This window comes from Tannockella kyphosi (genome assembly GCF_021054785.1).
GTDB classification, from domain to species: Bacteria; Bacillota_I; Bacilli_A; order Erysipelotrichales; family Coprobacillaceae; genus Tannockella; species Tannockella kyphosi.
Genome location: NZ_CP088239.1, coordinates 1463059 through 1486945, shown reverse-complemented (window position 1 = coordinate 1486945; position 23887 = coordinate 1463059). Strand labels below are relative to the sequence as shown.

Genomic DNA, 23887 nt, shown 5'->3' with positions numbered 1-23887 from the left:
ATGAGTGGTATTTTATGGATGGACCCAGTATTTAAAGAAATGATTTGGGGTGGAAGTAAGTTAAAAGAAGTATACGGTTATAATATTCCTAGTGATAAAACAGGAGAATGTTGGGCTTTATCAGCTCATAAAAATGGGGATTGTGTTATTAGTGAAGGTGAATTTGTTGGTAAGAAATTATCAGAATTATGGAATGATCATCGTGAGCTATTTGGAAATTTAGAAGGGGATCAATTTCCTTTGTTAGTAAAAATAATTGACGCTAATAATGATTTATCTGTTCAAGTACATCCAGATGATGAATATGCAAAAGAACATGAAAATTCATTAGGAAAAGAAGAGTGTTGGTATGTACTGGGAGCAGATGAAGGAACTAAGATGGTAATGGGCCATCATGCTAAGACGAAAGAAGAATTAGTAGAAGCAATTGAAAATGATAATTATGATAGTCTGTTAAATGCTTTTCCAGTAAAAGAAGGGGATTTTTTTACGATTCCAACAGGGACTATTCATGCCATTTGTAGTGGATCATTAATTTATGAAGCACAACAATCATCAGATATTACCTATCGAGTATATGATTATCATCGAGTAGATGATAAAGGAAATGAAAGAGAATTACATGTTCGTCAATCTATCGATGTAACCAATGTACCATATGTTTCTACTGCTGGAGATGATTTAAAAGCAGAATCAATTGAAAATGGAACAAAAACACATATGACTACTACAAAATATTTCCAAGTAGATAAATATGATCTTACTGGAGTTACTACAGTTAAAAATGATATGCCTTTTATGATGGTAAGTGTTGTTAGTGGAGAAGGTACATTAGAAGGAAAAGCAGTAAAAGCTGGTAGTCATTGTATCGTATGTGCTGATAAAAAAGAATTTGTTCTAGATGGAACAATGACAGTTATGGTTTGTACAATTTAAGGAGAAAAGAATGGATATATATAAACAATCATTGGAAATGCATGAAAAAGCAAAAGGGAAGTTATCAGTAGAGTTAAAGGTTCCTTTAACTTCAAGTGAAGATTTATCTTTAGCGTATACACCAGGTGTTGCGCAACCTTGCCTGGAAATTGCAAAAAACAAAGAAATGGCTTATCAATATACTTGGAAATCAAATAGTGTTGCTGTTATTAGTGATGGTAGTGCTGTATTAGGATTGGGTAATATTGGACCAGAAGCAAGTTTACCTGTAATGGAAGGGAAAGCTATTTTATTTAAACAATTTGCTGGAATCGATGCAATTCCTCTATGTTTAGATACCCAAGATACACAAGAAATTATTTCAATTTGTAAAGCAGTAGCTCCAACTTTTGGAGGGATTAATTTAGAGGATATTAGTGCTCCTCGTTGTGTGGAAATTGAAAGAACATTAATTAAAGAGTTAGATATTCCTGTATTTCATGATGATCAACATGGGACTGCGATTGTGGTTAGTGCTGGATTAATAAATGCTTTAAAAGTTGTAAATAAAAAAATGGAAGACATTACAATTGTAGTATCTGGTGCAGGAGCAGCAGGAAGTTCGATTATCAAAATGGTACATGCTTTAGGTGTTAAAGAAATTTATGCTTTTAATATTGATGGTATTTTATTAAAAGAAGATAATGATAAATATGATTTCTTATCAAAAGAATTAACGGAAATAACAAATAAACAAAATAAACGAATGACAATGAGTGAAGCTTTAAAAGAAGCGGATGTATTTATTGGTGTTTCAGCACCGGGAGTATTAACAAAAGAAATGGTTCAAGGAATGCAAGAGAATCCAATTGTATTTGCTATGGCAAATCCTGAACCGGAAATTTCTTATCAAGACGCTATTGATGCAGGGGTTGCAATTATGGCAACGGGACGTTCTGATTTCCCAAATCAAATTAATAATGTATTAGCGTTCCCGGGTTTATTTAAAGGCGCTTTATCAGTTCGTGCTAAAAAAATAACAGAAGAAATGAAGTTAGCTGCATCTTATGCTTTAGCTAGTTTAGTAAAAGAAGACGAATTAAAAGCAGATTATATTATACCTGCTGCTTTAGATACTCGTGTCAGTGATGCGGTAAGTAATGCGGTTGCTAAAAAAGCAAAAGAGCTAGGTATTACAAGATAGTGTCATTTTTTTAAAACTTTTTCATATGATAACTAGAGGTGAATAAAATGAATCAGATTCGAGAAATCATCACTCGTGCGATCATTGGAAAAGGCAAAAAAAGAACCAAAACAAAGTACACCTTCTCATTAGAAGGTGTTACTAAAATATTGGGATGTTGGATAAGTTGTCATCGTTATGAGGCTGCCATTAGTAATGGGATTCCCCAAGTGATCGGGGTTTATGATTTACATGTTTGGTACAGTAATGAAGATGGTAAAAATTGTGCTTTATATAAAACACAAATATCTTATCAAGAGGATATGGAAGTAATAAAAAAAGAAAATCGTATCTTTAATAATGAAGATGGGATAGAAGCTATTTGTACATTAGAACCAAAGTGTGTAGATGCTTGTTTGGCGAATGATCAATTAGTTATTGAAGTTGAAAAAGAAATGTTAGTACAAATAATAGGGGATGCAACCTTACGTATTAAAGTGCATCAAGAAGAAGAGACTTGGGATATTGATAACCTAGTCTCATTAAATGATAGTTTTATTGATTAAGTAGGGCCTTAGGCCCTACTTTTGTGTTATAATGGTAAAGAATTTTGTAGTAGGAGAATAAGAAATGAAGCCAAAATATAGTCCCATGATGATGCAATATTTATCAATCAAAGAACAACATCCTAATGATATTGTAATGTTTCGATTAGGTGATTTTTATGAGATGTTTTTTGATGATGCTTTGGTTGTATCAAAAGAATTAGAAATAGCTTTAACTGGAAAAAATGCTGGTGCAAAGGAAAGAGTACCGATGTGTGGTGTTCCTTTTCATAGTGCTTCTGGATATATACAACGCTTGATTGAATTAAATCATCGTGTTGCAATAGTAGAACAATTAAGTGAACCTGGAAAAGGAATTGTAGAAAGAGGAGTAGTTCAAATTGTAACTCCAGGTACTATATTTGATGATTCATTAGCGAATAAAAAGAATAATTTTATTGCAGCATTTTATGAGTTTGATTTTGTATATTGTTTATCTTTTTGTGATATTACAACAGGAGAATTTAAAGTTGTTAATATTGAAAAAAATGAACATAATTTAATTAATCAATTACAAGCTATGAATGTTTTAGAAGTAGTTTGTTTATCTAATCAACAAAGAACTTTTGGAAGTTGTGTTGTTTCTTGTTTTGATAAAGAAGAAACACAAACGGGATATGATAAAATATTTGATAATTTAAGTGACTTAAAACAACATAAAGTATGTAATCTGTTATTAAATTATTTATTAGATACCCAAAAAAGAGAATTATCGCATTTACAAAATATAGAAGTAATTGATCATAGTGCTTATATAACAATGGATTTATATACGAAAAAAGCATTGGAATTAACAACAAATACTAAAAACAATGAGAAATATGGTAGTTTATTTTGGTTATTAGATCAAACAAAAACAGCAATGGGATCAAGATATCTAAAACAATGGATTGAAAGACCTTTAGTAAAAAAAGCAGAAATAGAAAAAAGATTAGATATCGTTGAGATTTTAAATTTACACTTTATTCAAAGAGAAAGTTTAAAAGAGGTTCTAAAAGAGGTATATGATTTAGAACGTTTATCTGCAAAAATAGCGTTTGGTAATCTAAATGCTCGTGATATGAAATGGATTGGAAATACATTAAAAACAATCCCTGAAATAAAAGAACAATTACTAAGTATCCCTGATCATGATGTTCAAGAAATTGCAACTCGTTTAATAGATGTATCTTATATTACAAAGGCTATTGATGATGCAATTATAGATAATCCACCATTATCAATCAAAGAAGGATCTTTTATTAAAGATGGTTTTGATGAAGAATTGGATGAATTACGTTATATCCGTAATCATGGAAAAAATTGGTTAGCTACATTTGAACAACAAGAACGGGAACGAACTGGAATCAAAGGTTTGAAAGTGGGATATAATAGAGTATTTGGATACTATATTGAAGTAACGAAAGCAAATATTCCTTTTGTAAAAGATGAATTTGAATACACAAGAAAACAAAGTTTATCCAATGCAGAAAGATTCATTACTCCAGAACTAAAAGAAATGGAAACTAAAATTATTCATGCTCAAGATAAAAGTATGAAGCTAGAATACTCTATTTTCCAAGAATTAAGAGAATTCTTGAAAAAAGATGTACATCTATTACAAGATATTGCCAAAACAATAGCAATGATTGATGTATATCAATCATTGGCTTGTATTAGTAGTGATAATAGTTATGTACGCCCTATTTTTAATGAACAAAAAACAATTGAAATTACACAAGGTCGTCATGGCGTTATAGAAAAAGTAATGGAAAAGGGACGTTATGTTAGTAATGATGTTTCTATTCAACAACTTACACCAGTTCAATTAATAACTGGTCCAAATATGGGTGGAAAATCAACTTATATGCGACAAGTTGCACTAAGTGTGATAATGGCACAAATCGGTTGCTTTGTCCCTGCAACTAGTGCTAAATTACCAATCTTTGATCAAGTCTTTACACGTATTGGTGCGAGTGATGATTTAGTGGCTGGTCAATCTACTTTTATGGTGGAGATGTTAGAAGCTAACAATGCACTTAATTTTGCAACAGAAAACTCACTTATTCTATTTGATGAAATAGGTAGAGGTACTGCCACTTTTGATGGAATGGCAATTGCACAGGCAATGATAGAACATATTGCTTCTAAGATAAAATGTATTACTTTATTTTCAACCCATTATCATGAATTAACTTTCTTGTCTGATCAAGGACTAGGAATCGAAAATGTCCATGCTAGTGCAATCGTTGAAAATGATAAACTCGTGTTTTTATACCAAGTATTACCAGGGTGTTCTAATAAGTCTTATGGTATTCATGTTGCTTCATTAGCTAAATTACCAGACTCTATTATTAGTCGTGCAAATGTACTATTAAATATGTTAGAAACAAACAATATTGAAGTTAAATTGGTAGAACAACCAATAATAGAAATACAAACAAGTCAAATAGAAAAACAATTAGAACAGATAGATCCAATGGCTCTATCTCCATTAGATGCACTTTCTACTTTGATAGAATTAAAGAAAATGATTGGGAAGTAGGTGTAAACTTTGTCAAAAATAAAACAATTAGATGATGTTCTTGCAAGTAAGATAGCAGCTGGAGAAGTAATCGAAAGACCAATGAATGTAGTTAAAGAATTGGTAGAAAACAGTATTGATGCATCTAGTACAAAAATAGATATATTAATTGAAGACGGTGGTCTTCAATCAATATGGGTTATTGATAATGGAGAAGGTATGGATAAAAAAGATGCAGAACTGTGCTTTTATCCACATGCTACAAGTAAAATAAAAAAAGATGAAGATTTATTTTGTATTCAAACCTTAGGATTCCGTGGAGAAGCAATGCCTTCTATTGCATCTATTTGTCATATGACATTAAAGACTTCAAGAGGTAGTGAAGGTACGATGGTGGAATATCATTATGGAACATGTTCTCAAGTATCTACTTGTTTTCAACAAACTGGAACAAGTATTAAGGTAGAAAGATTATTTCAAAATGTGCCAGCAAGATTAAAATATATGAAATCTTCCAATGTTGAGTTTTCTCATATACAAGCATATATTGAAAAAATAGCGTTGTCTTATCCTTGTATTTCTTTTTCTCTGGTACATAATAACAAAGCTATTTATCAAAGTAATGGTAGTGGGAATATATTAGAGGTAATTAGTAGTCAATATGGTTTATCTATCGCTAAGAATATGATAGCAGTTGATTTTAAGGATGAAGAATTTCATATAAGTGGTTATTTATCAAAGATTGATATTACTAGGGCTAGTAAGAAAGATATTATTACTTTAGTAAATCATCGTGTTGTAAAGAATCAAGTGACGATTGATGCGATTGTGCAAACTTATAAAAGTTACTTATTTGATAAACGTTATCCATTAGCGTTTATTAATATTGATATTGATCCTTATTTAGTTGATGTAAATGTCCATCCTGCTAAAATGGAAGTTCGTTTTTCTAAAGAAAATAAATTAAAGGAACTTTTATTAGAGGGATTCCAGAAAGCATTACAACAAAAGGATTTAACTTATGAAATAAAAGAAGAAATAAAAAAGCCAACATTTCAATTTAAAGATATTCAACAATCATTTGATTTTGAATATCTAACAACACCTTCTGTAACTATTGAACCTGTTGACTCTATTCCAAGTGAAACTTGTAATAGACAAGAGGAAATAAAGAAACCAACAGAAATAAAAGAATTTGTAAAAGAAGAAGTGGTAGAACGTAAACTTAAACAAAAGTTATTTGCCCAAGGACAAGTTCATGGTACGTATATAGTAGCTCAAGATGAGGATGCATTGTATTTGGTAGACCAACATGCTGCCAAAGAAAGAGTTAATTATGAATATTTCTGTGATATGTATCAAAAACAAGATACTCGAAAACAAGATTTGTTAGTGCCAATTGTTTTAGAATATCCGAGCAGTCAAATAGCAGTAATTGAAGAGAAGAAACATTATTTGTATGATGTTGGAATTTATTTAGAGATGTTTGGTACGACTAGTTTTATTGTAAAACAGTTACCGGTATGGATGAAGAATGTCGATGAGTTATTATTTATTGAATCTATGATAGAACAAGTTATCAAGCATAACAAAGTAGATTTATTAGAATTACAAAAAGATGCGATTGCAATGCTTAGTTGCAAAGCTTCTTTAAAAGGAAATTCTCATTTATCATTGATGGCTATGCAACAATTGTTAGATGATTTAATGTGTTGTGATAATCCATATGTTTGTCCTCATGGAAGACCAACACTTATACGATATAGTGCTTATGAACTAGAAAAGTTATTTAAAAGGGTGGTTTAATGGAAAAAGTAATCGTAATTGTAGGACCAACAAGTGTTGGTAAGACAAAACTAGGAGTAGAGCTAGCCAAAGAATTTAATGGCGAAGTAATTAGTGGTGATTCAATGCAAGTATATCGTACTATGGATATTGGTACTGCGAAAGTAACGAAAGAAGAAGCTCAGGGAATAGTTCACTATTTAATTGATATCAAAGATCCAAAAGAAAGTTATAGTGTCAAAGAATTTCAGGAACAAGTTCGTTTCTATATTCAAGATATCACTTCTAGAGGGAAACTTCCTATTATTGTTGGTGGAACAGGTTTGTATATAAAAGCAGCTTTGTATGATTATACTTTCGAAGAAAGCGAAACAGATCATGAAGCTTATACTAAGAAGTTTGAAGAATATTCAAATGAACAATTACATCAATACCTACAAACCATTGATGAAAATAGTGCAAAAGAATTACATCCAAATAACCGACGTCGCATTGTTCGAGCTATTGAAATATTTGAAACAACCGGTATTACGAAAAGTGAAAATCATGAAAAACAAGAACATGTTTGCTTGTATAATGCACTTTTTATTGGATTAACATTACCTCGTGATGTTTTGTATCAAAGAATTGACCAACGGGTACATGTTATGATGGAAAATGGTCTAGAAAAAGAAGTGGAACAGTTAATAGATGCTGGAATGCAAAGAGAAGACCAAAGCATGAAAGGGATTGGGTATAAGGAGTGGTTTGACTATATAGAAGATAAACAATCTTTAGAACAAACAGTTTCCTTAATTCAACAACATTCCCGTAATTTAGCGAAGAGGCAATATACTTGGTTTAAAAATCAGTTTGAAATGTATTGGATTACTATTTGTATTGAAAACTTTGAACAAACAATAAAAGAGGCAAAACAGTATATTATAAAAGAGCAATCCTAAGGGTTGCTCTTTGTTGGGGAAAGCATGACTTTAGCATAAAAGATAGAGTCGATCGTTTCAAATGAATAGACACCTTGATGCTTTTCAACAATTGAAATAATACTTTTTATACCAAACCCATGTTCCTCTTTATTATTAGGTGTAATAGGTAGGTTCTCATTATCAAATGAAACAGTTCCTTCAAAACTATTTTCTACAAATAGTAGTAGTTTTTCAAGATGATAGTTTGCTTTTATTTTAATGTATCTATTTTTTTGTTCTACCTTACTGGTTGCAATGATAGCATTTTCTAAAAGGTTAAACAATAGAGAAGATAGTTCAACATCACTAAGTACGATCAATTCAGGTAAAGAGACATTTGTATCAAATAAAATATCTAATTCTTTTGCTTTTGATGCAAAAGAAACAAGGATTAAATTTACAGTTTTATTTTCACAATAACAATGAGGTGTAATAGAATTCAAATTATTGTGCGTTTGTGACAAATAAGAACAAAGTTTATCTAAATCACCTGAAGCTGCAAGTTGCTCAATTAATGCTAGAGAGTGACGCATATCGTGACGATATATTTTCGTTTGTTCTTGAGAATCTTTTAACTGATCTAAATATTGTTTAGAACCTTCAAACTGAGTAGTTAATTGTTTATTGAGGTTGTTAATAATACGGGTAGGTTCATCAATATTTAATAAGGTACCAGTAATACTAGTTGGCTTATTATTTTGATTTGTTTGTACGAAAAGTTGTAATTGATACCAATGATATTTATTATCAGCATGTAAAAATCGGATATCCATGGATTGAGCAGATAAAGTTTGAATGCATTGCTTGATCAATTCTAGACAAGTGTTTCGATCTTCTTTATGTATTTTCTTTGTAGCAAGTAATGTTTCTCCGGGATTATAAACAAAATTAGGAAGACCTATCACTTGAATACAGTTGTTAGAAGGAGTTAGAATATTAGTTTCTAAGTTCCAATCAAAACTCAATACATTGGTTTTGTTTACGATATAATTATATTTTTCTAAACTTAAACGCAGATTATCTTGTTCTTTTTTAAGTAAGTCATTTACTATCATTAACTCATCTTCATTTTCCAAAGAACGTACTTCTTGAAAAAACAAAACAATGGAACAAAAACTAGAAAAAAGAACAATAACCATTAAATCAAAGAAACTATTATAAATTGTAAAATCTAAATTAATGAAAACAAAACTTAAAAAAGATGTTATCTGTAAAAAGATAATATGTTGTAGTTTAAAGCGCATTAATACAGAACAAAATAGAAAGGCGCTTATAAATATAGTACTGGAACCTGAGGCGTTTCTAGTGATATTGTAAGAGTTTAATAATAAGTTCCAATAGATATAAAAAACAACACTTATATATTGTGTTAAATATAGCTTTTTATAAGATGCTTTATTTGATACATGAATAATAAAAACAAGAAGAGAAACAATCAATAAAGAAGTATAGAAACTAAAATAAATGCGGTTGTTTAATGTAGATAGTTTTGATGCACTGAAAAAAACGCGTGAAATATTAATTATTTGAAAGAAGATAGCTGAAATTGCTGCAAATATAATGATAAAACTATTTCTTTTAACAAGCTTTGTTAAAAATGCATTTTCTTTTTTCTTAAAAATACAATGCAATGAATAGAAGGGATAATAAGTGTTCTTGATATATTTTTTCATATTATTCACCTAGTCATAAAATAATTCATGTAATCATTTTTTGTTTTTACAAAACTAGAACGAGGTACAGGAATAATGGTATTTATACTTGTGTGAATACCTTCTTTATCTATTTTTATAACATGTTCAAAATTAATTAAATAACAGCGATGTGGTTTGTAGAATTGGCAATACATCGAAAGTTTAGCTTCTAACTGAAATAAAGTTCCAGGAGATACCATCGTAGTACCATCTTTTAAATATATCCAAACCTTACGAGATACTACCTCAATATAAACAATATCATTTAATACTATTTGTTTAATGGCATCATTTGATTTTATAAGTATAAAGTCTTCTTTTGTTTCTTTCAGGCTGTCTAAAATATCAAATAACAATTTTTTATCCACTGGTTTTAGTAAATAATCTTTTGCATGAAGGCGATAACTTGTTATAGCAAACTCTGGAGACATTGTTAAAAAAACAATAGGAATATCTTTATCAAATTCACGAATTTTACTAGCTACTTCAATGCCTGATATTTCAGGCATGACAATATCTAAAAGTAATAGATCATAAGAATGTTTTGATATCGAATTTAATAATGTCTTAGCGTTGTCAAAGGCGTCATAAGTAATTTCTTGATTGTGTTTGATTTGGTAGTTATCAAGTAAACTGATAATAGTAGTTATTTCCTGGATGTTATCGTCACAAATAGCAATATGCATGGTTATCACTCCTTTTAAATTTGTTTATCCATTATATAAAATCATGTTATAAAATGCAACGATTATGGTATGAATTTCAACTTTTGATACATAAGATAAAAATATGTAAATAAAGAAATTTATTAGTATTAGTCGTTATTTTTATGAATAAAAGTGTAAGATTGAAAAAAAGTATGATTTCATCAATGTTTTTTTGTATTTAGCTATTAAAATGAGTAAAAAGTGACTTTTATACAATAGATAATTCAAACAAGTAAACTATTCTTTCGAACCAAAGGGATATGTTTTCATTTAATAAGGGTATAAAATATAAGTAATTCAAATACGAATATAATTGGTATTAAATAAGTGAGGGGTTGATATAATTATTGTATGATAGAAATTATCATCATGTTTATTGGTAGTGAGTGTTGGCTTTAGTATACTTTGACAATAAGGGAGGATATCAGGTGAAAATGTCTACTAGAGGTAGATATGCTTTGCGATTTATGATTCATCTAGCAAATCACAGGGAAGACAAAAGCGTATCATTAAAAGATGTTGCTGACAAAGAGGAAATATCACTAAAATACCTAGAACACATAGTAACCAAATTAACAAAAGCAAAAATGGTTGTGTCTCGAAGAGGTGTAAAGGGTGGTTATAGTCTTATAAAACCAGCAGAAGATTATTTGATTACAGAAATATTAGAAGTTGTAGAAGGTGATTTAAGTCCTGTTAAACTAGAGGACTTGCATCATGATGCTGAACTAGAATCATTTGATTTATGGCAAGGTCTAAGGGATGTGATATATGATTATTTAGATTCTTTTACTTTGGAAGATCTTGCGAATGAAAAAAAATAAAAAAAGACCCCCGCCAAATAAGAAATAGATGTAGGTACTTATATAAGGAAGGAAAATATATTGTTGTTTTAATATAAACTTATTAATAACGAAAAGAAAAAAAGCTATTAAGCTTTTTTCTTTTGGTTATTAAGTGCTTTTATATTGTTTGTGCGACCATGTTTCAATAAACGTTCATAATTTTGTGCCAATGCTTTTTCATAAGAACTAGTTAGCCACGGAACATAAAATTGTTGATTAGCAATAGGGTCTGGTAGATATTGGATATATTCCCACAGTTCTGGACGGTCGTATTGATATTTTTCATCTTCTTCTAAACCAACGGGTGTAAGTCGTAAATATCTTGGTGCAGGAAGGGGATGAGTTCGTAATGTTTGTAAGGCGGAGTCAATTGCTATTTCTCCAGATTTTGATTTAGGTGATAAACATAAATCAATAATAGCGCTAGCAATAGGGATGCGTGCTTCTGGAAAACCAATTACCTTTGCTGCTTGAAAAGCAGTCACAGTGCGCATGCATGCATTTGGATTGGCTAAACCAATATCTTCATATGCAGTAGTAACTAATCTTCTTTCTAAAGATTCCATATCTCCAGCATCGATTAATTTAGCAAAATAATACATTGCGCCATTTACATCACTTCCTCTGATTGATTTTTGTAATCCACTTAAAGTATCGTAATATTGATCTTCATCCTTGTCAAATTGACTATTTGCTTGTAAGTTGGATTTTATAACATCATCCATTGTAATAGTATTATTTGTTGCAGTGATCGAACATACTTCTAAACAGTTATATGCATAACGAATATCTCCACCACTGTAATTAGCTATTTTTTCTAATACTTCATCATCTGCTTTATAAAGATTATTCAATCCTCTGGGACTAGTTAATGAATTAGTTAGTCCTTTTATTATGTTGTTCACTTCTAGAGGCTTTACTTCTAAAATATGACAACGAGAACGAATTGCAGGATTAATGGAATGAAAAGGGTTGGCGGTAGTACAACCAGCTATTACTAATAATCCATTTTCAATATGTGGTAATAAATGATCTTGTTTATCCTTATTTAAACGATGTACCTCATCTATAATTACAAAAAGACCATCACTAACCTTTGCTTGTTCAATAATAATATCCATTTCCTTCTTATTTCCAGTAGAAGCGTTGAATATTTTATAAGGAATACCTAAGTCATTTGCTAGACAAGTAGCTAGAGTTGTTTTTCCACAACCAGGTGGACCATAGAAAATAGTAGAAAAGGGTCTTTTAGTTTCTACCATCTTTAGTAATAGAGCACCTTTTGAAACAAGGTGTTCTTGACCTAATATTTCACGAATGGTAGTAGGGCGCATGTTATGAGCGAGTGTCGTATACATATTTTCTCCTTTTCTTTTTATATATAGTAAGTATAATTAGTATAACATAAATTATTTTAAAATAGGAGGAACAGTTATGAAATTAGTTATTCAAAAAGTTAGTGAAAGCTGTGTGAAGGTAGATAATAATATAGTAGGGGAAATAAAGCAGGGTTTTATGATATTGGTGGGTATTACACAAAGTGATACAAAAGAGTTGATAGATAAAATGGTGGACAAAGTAATTCATTTACGTATATTTGAAGATGATCAAGGGAAGCTTAATCTATCCTTATTAGATATAAAGGGTGAAATACTTTCTATTTCTCAGTTCACTTTATACGCTAATTGTAAAAAAGGAAGAAGACCAAGTTTTATTGATGCGGCTAATGGTGAGATTGCAAAACCATTATATGATTACTTTAATGAACAATTAGTAATGAAAGGTGTTCATGTGGAAACAGGAGTCTTTGGTGGAGATATGAAAGTATCCTTAATAAATGATGGTCCAATCACAGTGGTTTTAGATAGTGAAAAACTTTTTTAACAAAATGCTTTACAAGTAGGGATGTCCATGGTAATATAACTGAGCACTCGAGAAAAGACAAATAACGACGAGAATTGAAATTCAAAAAAGTTCAAAAAGTCATTGACAAAAAAGAGTGAATCAAGTATTATAAACAAGTCGGCAAAAACAAAAGACGACAAGAGAGATCATTGAAAACTAAACAGAAAAACTAAGAATTAAAAACACAACGTCAATATCCAAAAGGATAAAAAACAAAAGCAAAAGAGCTAGAAAACAACGAAGTTGTTTACATAAACAATGGAGAGTTTGATCCTGGCTCAGGATGAACGCTGGCGGCGTGCCTAATACATGCAAGTCGAACGCGACAGTTTACTGTCGAGTGGCGAACGGGTGAGTAATACATAAGTAACCTGCCTTTACCTGGGGGATAACTATTGGAAACGATAGCTAATACCGCATAGGTGTAGAGACCACATGGTAACTACATTAAAGAAGCTACGGCTTTGGGAAGAGATGGACTTATGGCGCATTAGCTAGTTGGTGAGGTAACGGCTCACCAAGGCGACGATGCGTAGCCGACCTGAGAGGGTGACCGGCCACACTGGGACTGAGACACGGCCCAGACTCCTACGGGAGGCAGCAGTAGGGAATTTTCGGCAATGGGGGAAACCCTGACCGAGCAACGCCGCGTGAAGGAAGAAGGTTTTCGGATTGTAAACTTCTGTTATAAAGGAAGAATGATATATGGAGGGAATGCCATATAAGTGACGGTACTTTATGAGAAAGCCACGGCTAACTACGTGCCAGCAGCCGCGGTAATACGTAGGTGGCAAGCGTTATCCGGAATTATTGGGCGTAAAGAGGGAGCAGGCGGCAATTAGGGTCTGCGGTGAAAGACTGAAGCTTAACTTCAGTAAGCCGTGGAAACCGAATAGCTAGAGTGCATTAGAGGATCGTGGAATTCCATGTGTAGCGGTGAAATGCGTAGATATATGGAGGAACACCAGTGGCGAAGGCGACGATCTGGGATGCAACTGACGCTCAGTCCCGAAAGCGTGGGGAGCAAATAGGATTAGATACCCTAGTAGTCCACGCCGTAAACGATGAGTACTAAGTGTTGGGGGTCGAACCTCAGTGCTGCAGTTAACGCAATAAGTACTCCGCCTGAGTAGTACGTTCGCAAGAATGAAACTCAAAGGAATTGACGGGGGCCTGCACAAGCGGTGGAGCATGTGGTTTAATTCGAAGCAACGCGAAGAACCTTACCAGGTCTTGACATACGTCTAAAGGCTCTAGAGATAGAGAGATAGTTATAGGCGATACAGGTGGTGCATGGTTGTCGTCAGCTCGTGTCGTGAGATGTTGGGTTAAGTCCCGCAACGAGCGCAACCCTTGTCGTTAGTTACCATCATTAAGTTGGGGACTCTAACGAGACTGCCGGTGATAAGCCGGAGGAAGGCGGGGATGACGTCAAATCATCATGCCCCTTATGACCTGGGCTACACACGTGCTACAATGGATAGTGCAAAGGGAAGCGATACCGCGAGGTGGAGCAAAACCCATAAAACTATTCTCAGTTCGGATTGTAGTCTGCAACTCGACTACATGAAGTTGGAATCGCTAGTAATCGCGAATCAGAATGTCGCGGTGAATACGTTCTCAGGCCTTGTACACACCGCCCGTCACACCATGAGAGTTGGTAACACCCGAAGCCGGTGGCCTAACCGTAAGGAAGGAGCTGTCTAAGGTGGGATTGATGATTAGGGTGAAGTCGTAACAAGGTATCCCTACGGGAACGTGGGGATGGATCACCTCCTTTCTAAGGAGTAAAACAAAAAACAAGGTAGTAACCAAAGTTGTGAATTCGAAAAATTTCTGTTTAGTTTTGAGTGAAACTCTCACTCAAGAGATCATTGAAAACTGGATAACAAATTGCGAAATAGATTAGAAAAAGAGATCGAAAGATTAAAACCAGAATAATTAATAAATTAAGAATTGTGGTCTTTCTAGTTTAAGTCGAAAAACTAAGATTATTATTAAAAAAGACACCAAAAAATACGAACGTATAAATAGTCAAAAAAAATAGTAACTCAAGCAAACAAAAAACAAAAAAAGTGTACGAAAGTACAACACACCAATAGGTAAAGTTAAAAAGAGCGTATGGCGAATGCCTAGGCACAAAGAGGCGAAGAAGGACGCAGCAAACGGCGAAACGCAACGGCGAGCGGTAAGCAAGCAACGACCCGTTGATATCCGAATGGGGGAACCCAGCTACTGTAATAGGTAGTTATCCCTATGTAAATACATAGCATAGGAGAGGCAAGACGAAGGGAACTGAAACATCTAAGTACCTTTAGGAGTAGAAAATAAAGTAATGATTCCCTAAGTAGCGGCGAGCGAACGGGGAAGAGCCCAAACCGATCATAGATCGGGGTTGTAGGACTCTAGATAAAGCGGAAAGAAGACATGATAGAAGAACGAGATGGGAAGCTCGGCGAGACAGGGTGATAGCCCCGTATTCGAAATTGTGACGAAACGTGATAGAGCACCTGAGTACGGCGGGACACGAGAAATCTTGTCGGAATCTACCAGGACCATCTGGTAAGGCTAAATACTACTTTGTGACCGATAGTGAACCAGTACCGTGAGGGAAAGGTGAAAAGAACCCGGGAGGGGAGTGAAATAGAACCTGAAACCATATGCTTACAAGAAGTTAGAGCCCGTTAATGGGTGATAGCGTGCCTTTTGTAGAATGAACCGGCGAGTTACGATATGCAGCGAGGTTAAGTAGGATATACGGAGCCGAAGCGAAAGCGAGTCTTAATAGGGCGAGTAGTTGTATGTCGTAGACCCGAAACCGAGTGATCTAGCCATGACCAGGTTGAAGTTGGGGTAAAACCCGATGGAGGACCGAACCGACCCCCGTTGAAACGTTGGCGGATGAGTTGTGGCTAGGGGTGAAATTCCAATCGAACTCGGAGATAGCTGGTTCTCCCCGAAATAGCTTTAGGGCTAGCGTCGAGGTAAAGTCATGTGAAGGTAGAGCACTGAATATGTGATGGCCCCATCCCGGGGTACTGAACATAATCAAACTCCGAATGTCACACAGATATACTCGGCAGTCAGACAGTGGGTGATAAGGTCCATTGTCAAGAGGGAAACAGCCCAGACCATCAGCTAAGGTCCCAAAATATACGCTAAGTGGAAAAGGATGTGGAGATGTCCAGACAACTAGGAGGTTGGCTCAGAAGCAGCCATCCTTTAAAGAGTGCGTAACAGCTCACTAGTCGAATGACTCTGCGCCGATAATTTACCGGGGCTAAGCGTATTACCGAAGCTATGGATTAGAAATAATGGTAGGGGAGCGTTCCATGTGCAGTGAAGATAGACCGGAAGGACTGTTGGAGCGCATGGAAGTGAGAATGCCGGTGTGAGTAGCGAAACGTGGGTGAGAATCCCACGCACCGAAAACCCAAGGTTTCCAGAGGAAGGTTCGTCCGCTCTGGGTAAGTCGGGACCTAAGGCGAGGCCGAAAGGCGTAGTCGATGGACAACAGGTAGAAATTCCTGTACCCGGTTCTTGAATGATGGAGTGACGGAGAAGGCTAATGGTACCCACTGCTGGAATAGTGGGGATAAGCGAGGTAGCTGACATACAGGCAAATCCGTATGTTAAGGCGAAGGCGTGATATATATGGAAAGCTACGGCAAGTACAGAAATCCATGACGCAAGCTTCCAAGAAAAGCTTCTAGTGTTAATCAAGAATCGGCCCGTACCGAAAATGGACACACATGGGTGAGGAGAGAATCCTAAGGTGAGCGAGAGAACTATAGCTAAGGAACTCTGCAAAATGACTCCGTAACTTCGGGAGAAGGAGTGCTCATAGAAATATGAGCCGCAGTAAAACGGCCCAAGCGACTGTTTACCAAAAACACAGCTCTCTGCTAAGTCGAAAGACGAAGTATAGGGGGTGACGCCTGCCCGGTGCTGGAAGGTTAAGGGGATGAGTTAGCGCAAGCGAAGCTTTGAACTGAAGCCCCAGTAAACGGCGGCCGTAACTATAACGGTCCTAAGGTAGCGAAATTCCTTGTCAGGTAAGTTCTGACCCGCACGAAAGGCGTAACGATTTGGGCGCTGTCTCAGCTGTAGACTCGGTGAAATCTTAGTACCTGTGAAGATGCAGGTTACCCGCGACTAGACGGAAAGACCCCATGGAGCTTTACTGTAGCTTGATATTGGACTTTGATGCAAGATGTACAGGATAGGTAGGAGACAATGAGACGAGCACGCCAGTGTTCGAGGAGTCGACGTTGGGATACTACCCTTCTTGTATTGAAGTTCTAACCGGGACCCATAAACTGGGTACGGGACAGTGTCAGGTGGGCAGTTTGACTGGGGCGGTCGCCTCCTAAAGAGTAACGGAGGCGCCCAAAGATACCCTCAGCTTGGATGGAAATCAAGCGTAGAGTGCAAAGGCATAAGGGTGTTTGACTGCGAGACCTACAAGTCGAGCAGGGACGAAAGTCGGGCTTAGTGATCCGGCGGTACCGAATGGAAGGGCCGTCGCTCAACGGATAAAAGCTACCCTGGGGATAACAGGCTGATCTCCCCCAAGAGTTCACATCGACGGGGAGGTTTGGCACCTCGATGTCGGCTCATCGCATCCTGGAGCTGAAGTAGGTTCCAAGGGTTGGGCTGTTCGCCCATTAAAGCGGTACGCGAGCTGGGTTCAGAACGTCGTGAGACAGTTCGGTCCCTATCTGTCGTGGGCGCAGGAAGTTTGAGAAGATCTGTCCTTAGTACGAGAGGACCGGGATGGACACTCCAATGGTGCACCAGTTGTCACGCCAGTGGCATAGCTGGGTAGCTAAGAGTGGAATGGATAAACGCTGAAGGCATCTAAGTGTGAAACCAACTTCAAGATGAGACTTCCCATTGCGTTAGCAAGTAAGACCCCTTAAAGACGATAAGGTTGATAGGTCAGGAGTGTAAGCATGGTGACATGTTCAGCGGACTGATACTAATAGGTCGAGGACTTAACCTAAACGGTTAAACGCTTGAAGATAAAAACAAAGAAAGAATCGAATTTAAAAAGCAATTGTTATCTAGTTTTGAGTGATTTCACTCAAGAAGAATCTGGTAGTGATGGCATGATGGACACACCTGTTCCCATCCCGAACACAGAAGTTAAGCATCATAACGGCGACGATAGTACTAAGGTGCAACAATAGCAAACTGCCAGTTTCATCCGACATCCATTTGGATGTCTTTTTTTTATCCAAAAAGTAGATAGACAATAGAGGTTAAAAATAACCAAAAAAAGCCATAAAAAGAAAGAAAAACAAAAGTTATTCACAAAAATTGTATAATTGTGCACAAAATATAAATAACTCTATTTTATAAAAAAGAAGTCAAATCAAGTAAAAAGACACCTAAATAGCACAAATATCCAATTATTTTCATTTATGGCCCAAAAATCAGAGAATCGATCCCTTGTCTAACAGAGAAAAGTTATTCACAAATGTGAATAACTTTTATTCCATCCATCAAGCCTTCCATTACGTATTTTATTTTTTCGTACATAATAACAATTGGTCCTAACAAGCAGCGATAAAAATAGAACATTGTCTAAAATATTTTATAAATAAGAAAGTAAAAAGATGTCAAAAAGACGAAAAGTAGCGATAGAATCAAAGGAAAATGAAGGAATAAAAAAAGCATAAAAAAGCTTTACAAGACTAGGGTGTTATGATATTATAAATGGGCACTCAACAAAAGGGATGTGACAAAAAAGAACGAAGTTGAAAAACAAAAAAAGTTCAAAAAGTTATTGACAAAAAAGAGTGAATCAAGTATTATAAACAAGTCGGCAAAAACAAAAGACGACAAGAGAGATCATTGAAAACTAAACAGAAAAACTAAGAATTAAAAACACAACGTCAATATCCAAAAGGATAAAAAACAAAAGCAAAAGAGCTAGAAAACAACGAAGTTGTTTACATAAACAATGGAGAGTTTGATCCTGGCTCAGGATGAACGCTGGCGGCGTGCCTAATACATGCAAGTCGAACGCGACAGTTTACTGTCGAGTGGCGAACGGGTGAGTAATACATAAGTAACCTGCCTTTACCTGGGGGATAACTATTGGAAACGATAGCTAATACCGCATAGGTGTAGAGACCACATGGTAACTACATTAAAGAAGCTACGGCTTTGGGAAGAGATGGACTTATGGCGCATTAGCTAGTTGGTGAGGTAACGGCTCACCAAGGCGACGATGCGTAGCCGACCTGAGAGGGTGACCGGCCACACTGGGACTGAGACACGGCCCAGACTCCTACGGGAGGCAGCAGTAGGGAATTTTCGGCAATGGGGGAAACCCTGACCGAGCAACGCCGCGTGAAGGAAGAAGGTTTTCGGATTGTAAACTTCTGTTATAAAGGAAGAATGATATATGGAGGGAATGCCATATAAGTGACGGTACTTTATGAGAAAGCCACGGCTAACTACGTGCCAGCAGCCGCGGTAATACGTAGGTGGCAAGCGTTATCCGGAATTATTGGGCGTAAAGAGGGAGCAGGCGGCAATTAGGGTCTGCGGTGAAAGACTGAAGCTTAACTTCAGTAAGCCGTGGAAACCGAATAGCTAGAGTGCATTAGAGGATCGTGGAATTCCATGTGTAGCGGTGAAATGCGTAGATATATGGAGGAACACCAGTGGCGAAGGCGACGATCTGGGATGCAACTGACGCTCAGTCCCGAAAGCGTGGGGAGCAAATAGGATTAGATACCCTAGTAGTCCACGCCGTAAACGATGAGTACTAAGTGTTGGGGGTCGAACCTCAGTGCTGCAGTTAACGCAATAAGTACTCCGCCTGAGTAGTACGTTCGCAAGAATGAAACTCAAAGGAATTGACGGGGGCCTGCACAAGCGGTGGAGCATGTGGTTTAATTCGAAGCAACGCGAAGAACCTTACCAGGTCTTGACATACGTCTAAAGGCTCTAGAGATAGAGAGATAGTTATAGGCGATACAGGTGGTGCATGGTTGTCGTCAGCTCGTGTCGTGAGATGTTGGGTTAAGTCCCGCAACGAGCGCAACCCTTGTCGTTAGTTACCATCATTAAGTTGGGGACTCTAACGAGACTGCCGGTGATAAGCCGGAGGAAGGCGGGGATGACGTCAAATCATCATGCCCCTTATGACCTGGGCTACACACGTGCTACAATGGATAGTGCAAAGGGAAGCGATACCGCGAGGTGGAGCAAAACCCATAAAACTATTCTCAGTTCGGATTGTAGTCTGCAACTCGACTACATGAAGTTGGAATCGCTAGTAATCGCGAATCAGAATGTCGCGGTGAATACGTTCTCAGGCCTTGTACACACCGCCCGTCACACCATGAGAGTTGGTAACACCCGAAGCCGGTGGCCTAACCGTAAGGAAGGAGCTGTCTAAGGTGGGATTGATGATTAGGGTGAAGTCGTAACAAGGTATCCCTACGGGAACGTGGGGATGGATCACCTCCTTTCTAAGGAGTAAAACAAAAAACAAGGTAGTAACCAAAGTTGTGAATTCGAAAAATTTCTGTTTAGTTTTGAGTGAAACTCTCACTCAAGAGATCATTGAAAACTGGATAACAAATTGCGAAATAGATTAGAAAAAGAGATCGAAAGATTAAAACCAGAATAATTAATAAATTAAGAATTGTGGTCTTTCTAGTTTAAGTCGAAAAACTAAGATTATTATTAAAAAAGACACCAAAAAATACGAACGTATAAATAGTCAAAAAAAATAGTAACTCAAGCAAACAAAAAACAAAAAAAGTGTACGAAAGTACAACACACCAATAGGTAAAGTTAAAAAGAGCGTATGGCGAATGCCTAGGCACAAAGAGGCGAAGAAGGACGCAGCAAACGGCGAAACGCAACGGCGAGCGGTAAGCAAGCAACGACCCGTTGATATCCGAATGGGGGAACCCAGCTACTGTAATAGGTAGTTATCCCTATGTAAATACATAGCATAGGAGAGGCAAGACGAAGGGAACTGAAACATCTAAGTACCTTTAGGAGTAGAAAATAAAGTAATGATTCCCTAAGTAGCGGCGAGCGAACGGGGAAGAGCCCAAACCGATCATAGATCGGGGTTGTAGGACTCTAAATAAAGCGGATAGAAGACATGATAGAAGAACGAGATGGGAAGCTCGGCGAGACAGGGTGATAGCCCCGTATTCGAAATTGTGACGAAACGTGATAGAGCACCTGAGTACGGCGGGACACGAGAAATCTTGTCGGAATCTACCAGGACCATCTGGTAAGGCTAAATACTACTTTGTGACCGATAGTGAACCAGTACCGTGAGGGAAAGGTGAAAAGAACCCCGGGAGGGGAGTGAAATAGAACCTGAAACCATATGCTTACAAGAAGTTAGAGCCCGTTAATGGGTGATAGCGTGCCTTTTGTAGAATGAACCGGCGAGTTACGATATGCAGCGAGGTTAAGTAGGATATACGGAGCCGAAGCGAAAGCGAGTCTTAATAGGGCGAGTAGTTGTATGTCGTAGACCCGAAACCGAGTGATCTAGCCATGACCAGGTTGAAGTTGGGGTAAAACCCGATGGAGGACCGAACCGACCCCCGTTGAAACGTTGGCGGATGAGTTGTGGCTAGGGGTGAAATTCCAATCGAACTCGGAGATAGCTGGTTCTCCCCGAAATAGCTTTAGGGCTAGCGTCGAGGTAAAGTCATGTGAAGGTAGAGCACTGAATATGTGATGGCCCCATCCCGGGGTACTGAACATAATCAAACTCCGAATGTCACACAGATATACTCGGCAGTCAGACAGTGGGTGATAAGGTCCATTGTCAAGAGGGAAACAGCCCAGACCATCAGCTAAGGTCCCAAAATATACGCTAAGTGGAAAAGGATGTGGAGATGTCCAGACAACTAGGAGGTTGGCTCAGAAGCAGCCATCCTTTAAAGAGTGCGTAACAGCTCACTAGTCGAATGACTCTGCGCCGATAATTTACCGGGGCTAAGCGTATTACCGAAGCTATGGATTAGAAATAATGGTAGGGGAGCGTTCCATGTGCAGTGAAGATAGACCGGAAGGACTGTTGGAGCGCATGGAAGTGAGAATGCCGGTGTGAGTAGCGAAACGTGGGTGAGAATCCCACGCACCGAAAACCCAAGGTTTCCAGAGGAAGGTTCGTCCGCTCTGGGTAAGTCGGGACCTAAGGCGAGGCCGAAAGGCGTAGTCGATGGACAACAGGTAGAGATTCCTGTACCCGGTTCTTGAATGATGGAGTGACGGAGAAGGCTAATGGTACCCACTGCTGGAATAGTGGGGATAAGCGAGGTAGCTGACATACAGGCAAATCCGTATGTTAAGGCGAAGGCGTGATATATATGGAAAGCTACGGCAAGTACAGAAATCCATGACGCAAGCTTCCAAGAAAAGCTTCTAGTGTTAATCAAGAATCGGCCCGTACCGAAAATGGACACACATGGGTGAGGAGAGAATCCTAAGGTGAGCGAGAGAACTATAGCTAAGGAACTCTGCAAAATGACTCCGTAACTTCGGGAGAAGGAGTGCTCATAGAAATATGAGCCGCAGTAAAACGGCCCAAGCGACTGTTTACCAAAAACACAGCTCTCTGCTAAGTCGAAAGACGAAGTATAGGGGGTGACGCCTGCCCGGTGCTGGAAGGTTAAGGGGATGAGTTAGCGCAAGCGAAGCTTTGAACTGAAGCCCCAGTAAACGGCGGCCGTAACTATAACGGTCCTAAGGTAGCGAAATTCCTTGTCAGGTAAGTTCTGACCCGCACGAAAGGCGTAACGATTTGGGCGCTGTCTCAGCTGTAGACTCGGTGAAATCTTAGTACCTGTGAAGATGCAGGTTACCCGCGACTAGACGGAAAGACCCCATGGAGCTTTACTGTAGCTTGATATTGGACTTTGATGCAAGATGTACAGGATAGGTAGGAGACAATGAGACGAGCACGCCAGTGTTCGAGGAGTCGACGTTGGGATACTACCCTTCTTGTATTGAAGTTCTAACCGGGACCCATAAACTGGGTACGGGACAGTGTCAGGTGGGCAGTTTGACTGGGGCGGTCGCCTCCTAAAGAGTAACGGAGGCGCCCAAAGATACCCTCAGCTTGGATGGAAATCAAGCGTAGAGTGCAAAGGCATAAGGGTGTTTGACTGCGAGACCTACAAGTCGAGCAGGGACGAAAGTCGGGCTTAGTGATCCGGCGGTACCGAATGGAAGGGCCGTCGCTCAACGGATAAAAGCTACCCTGGGGATAACAGGCTGATCTCCCCCAAGAGTTCACATCGACGGGGAGGTTTGGCACCTCGATGTCGGCTCATCGCATCCTGGAGCTGAAGTAGGTTCCAAGGGTTGGGCTGTTCGCCCATTAAAGCGGTACGCGAGCTGGGTTCAGAACGTCGTGAGACAGTTCGGTCCCTATCTGTCGTGGGCGCAGGAAGTTTGAGAAGATCTGTCCTTAGTACGAGAGGACCGGGATGGACACTCCAATGGTGCACCAGTTGTCACGCCAGTGGCATAGCTGGGTAGCTAAGAGTGGAATGGATAAACGCTGAAGGCATCTAAGTGTGAAACCAACTTCAAGATGAGACTTCCCATTGCGTTAGCAAGTAAGACCCCTTAAAGACGATAAGGTTGATAGGTCAGGAGTGTAAGCATGGTGACATGTTCAGCGGACTGATACTAATAGGTCGAGGACTTAACCTAAACGGTTAAACGCTTGAAGATAAAAACAAAGAAAGAATCGAATTTAAAAAGCAATTGTTATCTAGTT

At 37.6% G+C, this 23887-nt stretch carries 11 protein-coding genes and 5 rRNA genes; 13 read left to right on the top strand and 3 right to left on the bottom strand.

Features of this window, described 5'->3' with window-relative positions; genetic code table 11:
- From LRR82_RS07290 to miaA, 6 genes are all read left to right on the top strand, one after another.
- The gene (locus tag LRR82_RS07290; RefSeq protein ID WP_249028772.1) at positions 1–936 is read left to right on the top strand and encodes a type I phosphomannose isomerase catalytic subunit; all 936 of its coding nucleotides are present in this window, start codon (positions 1–3) and stop codon (positions 934–936) included.
- Between the two features lie 10 nt (positions 937–946).
- Positions 947–2119 (top strand): NAD(P)-dependent malic enzyme, encoded by a 1173-nt coding sequence (locus LRR82_RS07285; protein ID WP_249028771.1) that lies wholly within the window; start codon positions 947–949, stop codon positions 2117–2119.
- 47 nt (positions 2120–2166) lie between these two features.
- Entirely contained in the window at positions 2167–2664 is a 498-nt protein-coding gene (cotE, locus tag LRR82_RS07280; RefSeq protein ID WP_249028770.1) for an outer spore coat protein CotE, read from the top strand.
- 64 nt (positions 2665–2728) lie between these two features.
- Positions 2729–5227 (top strand): DNA mismatch repair protein MutS, encoded by a 2499-nt coding sequence (gene mutS / locus LRR82_RS07275; RefSeq protein ID WP_249028769.1) that lies wholly within the window; start codon positions 2729–2731, stop codon positions 5225–5227.
- A 9-nt stretch (positions 5228–5236) separates the two neighbouring features.
- On the top strand, positions 5237–7012 hold the full coding sequence (gene mutL, locus LRR82_RS07270) for a DNA mismatch repair endonuclease MutL (protein ID WP_249028768.1): 1776 nt from the start codon (positions 5237–5239) through the stop codon (positions 7010–7012).
- Positions 7012–7932, top strand: coding sequence for a tRNA (adenosine(37)-N6)-dimethylallyltransferase MiaA (gene miaA, locus LRR82_RS07265; RefSeq protein WP_249028767.1), 921 nt, complete (start codon positions 7012–7014; stop codon positions 7930–7932). Before mutL ends, miaA begins: the two co-directional genes overlap by 1 nt.
- On the opposite strand, the gene LRR82_RS07260 is transcribed toward miaA, so the two are convergent.
- Both LRR82_RS07260 and LRR82_RS07255 read right to left on the bottom strand, forming a co-directional pair.
- Positions 7929–9626 carry a GHKL domain-containing protein gene (locus LRR82_RS07260; RefSeq protein ID WP_249028766.1) on the bottom strand — a complete coding sequence of 566 codons (1698 nt, stop codon included), beginning with the start codon at positions 9624–9626 and terminating at the stop codon, positions 7929–7931. The genes miaA and LRR82_RS07260 overlap by 4 nt on opposite strands.
- A 5-nt stretch (positions 9627–9631) precedes the next feature.
- On the bottom strand, positions 9632–10333 hold the full coding sequence (locus tag LRR82_RS07255) for a LytR/AlgR family response regulator transcription factor (protein WP_249028765.1): 702 nt from the start codon (positions 10331–10333) through the stop codon (positions 9632–9634).
- 455 nt (positions 10334–10788) lie between these two features.
- Here LRR82_RS07255 and LRR82_RS07250 point away from each other — a divergent pair, with 455 nt between their 5' ends.
- Positions 10789–11178 carry an RrF2 family transcriptional regulator gene (locus LRR82_RS07250; protein WP_249030588.1) on the top strand — a complete coding sequence of 130 codons (390 nt, stop codon included), beginning with the start codon at positions 10789–10791 and terminating at the stop codon, positions 11176–11178.
- Positions 11179–11285: 107 nt separating this feature from the next.
- Here the strand turns inward: LRR82_RS07250 and LRR82_RS07245 are convergent, their stop codons facing one another.
- A complete protein-coding gene (locus LRR82_RS07245; RefSeq protein WP_249028764.1) occupies positions 11286–12557 on the bottom strand; it encodes a replication-associated recombination protein A in 1272 nt (423 codons plus the stop codon).
- A 76-nt stretch (positions 12558–12633) separates the two neighbouring features.
- On the opposite strand from LRR82_RS07245, the gene dtd reads away from it, so the two are divergent.
- The 6 genes from dtd to LRR82_RS07215 all read left to right on the top strand — a co-directional run bounded on the left by dtd (position 12634) and on the right by LRR82_RS07215 (position 23820).
- Positions 12634–13083 carry a D-aminoacyl-tRNA deacylase gene (gene dtd / locus LRR82_RS07240; protein WP_249028763.1) on the top strand — a complete coding sequence of 150 codons (450 nt, stop codon included), beginning with the start codon at positions 12634–12636 and terminating at the stop codon, positions 13081–13083.
- 276 nt (positions 13084–13359) lie between these two features.
- Positions 13360–14884: ribosomal RNA gene (locus LRR82_RS07235) — 16S ribosomal RNA — on the top strand.
- A 321-nt stretch (positions 14885–15205) separates the two neighbouring features.
- A 23S ribosomal RNA gene (locus LRR82_RS07230) occupies positions 15206–18109 on the top strand.
- A 91-nt stretch (positions 18110–18200) separates the two neighbouring features.
- Positions 18201–18309 (top strand): 5S ribosomal RNA (gene rrf, locus LRR82_RS07225).
- Between the two features lie 760 nt (positions 18310–19069).
- Positions 19070–20594, top strand: a 16S ribosomal RNA gene (locus LRR82_RS07220).
- Positions 20595–20915: 321 nt separating this feature from the next.
- Positions 20916–23820 (top strand): 23S ribosomal RNA (locus tag LRR82_RS07215).
- Together the 16S, 23S and 5S rRNA genes form the textbook arrangement of a ribosomal RNA operon.
- The last annotated feature ends 67 nt before the right edge of the window (positions 23821–23887 follow it).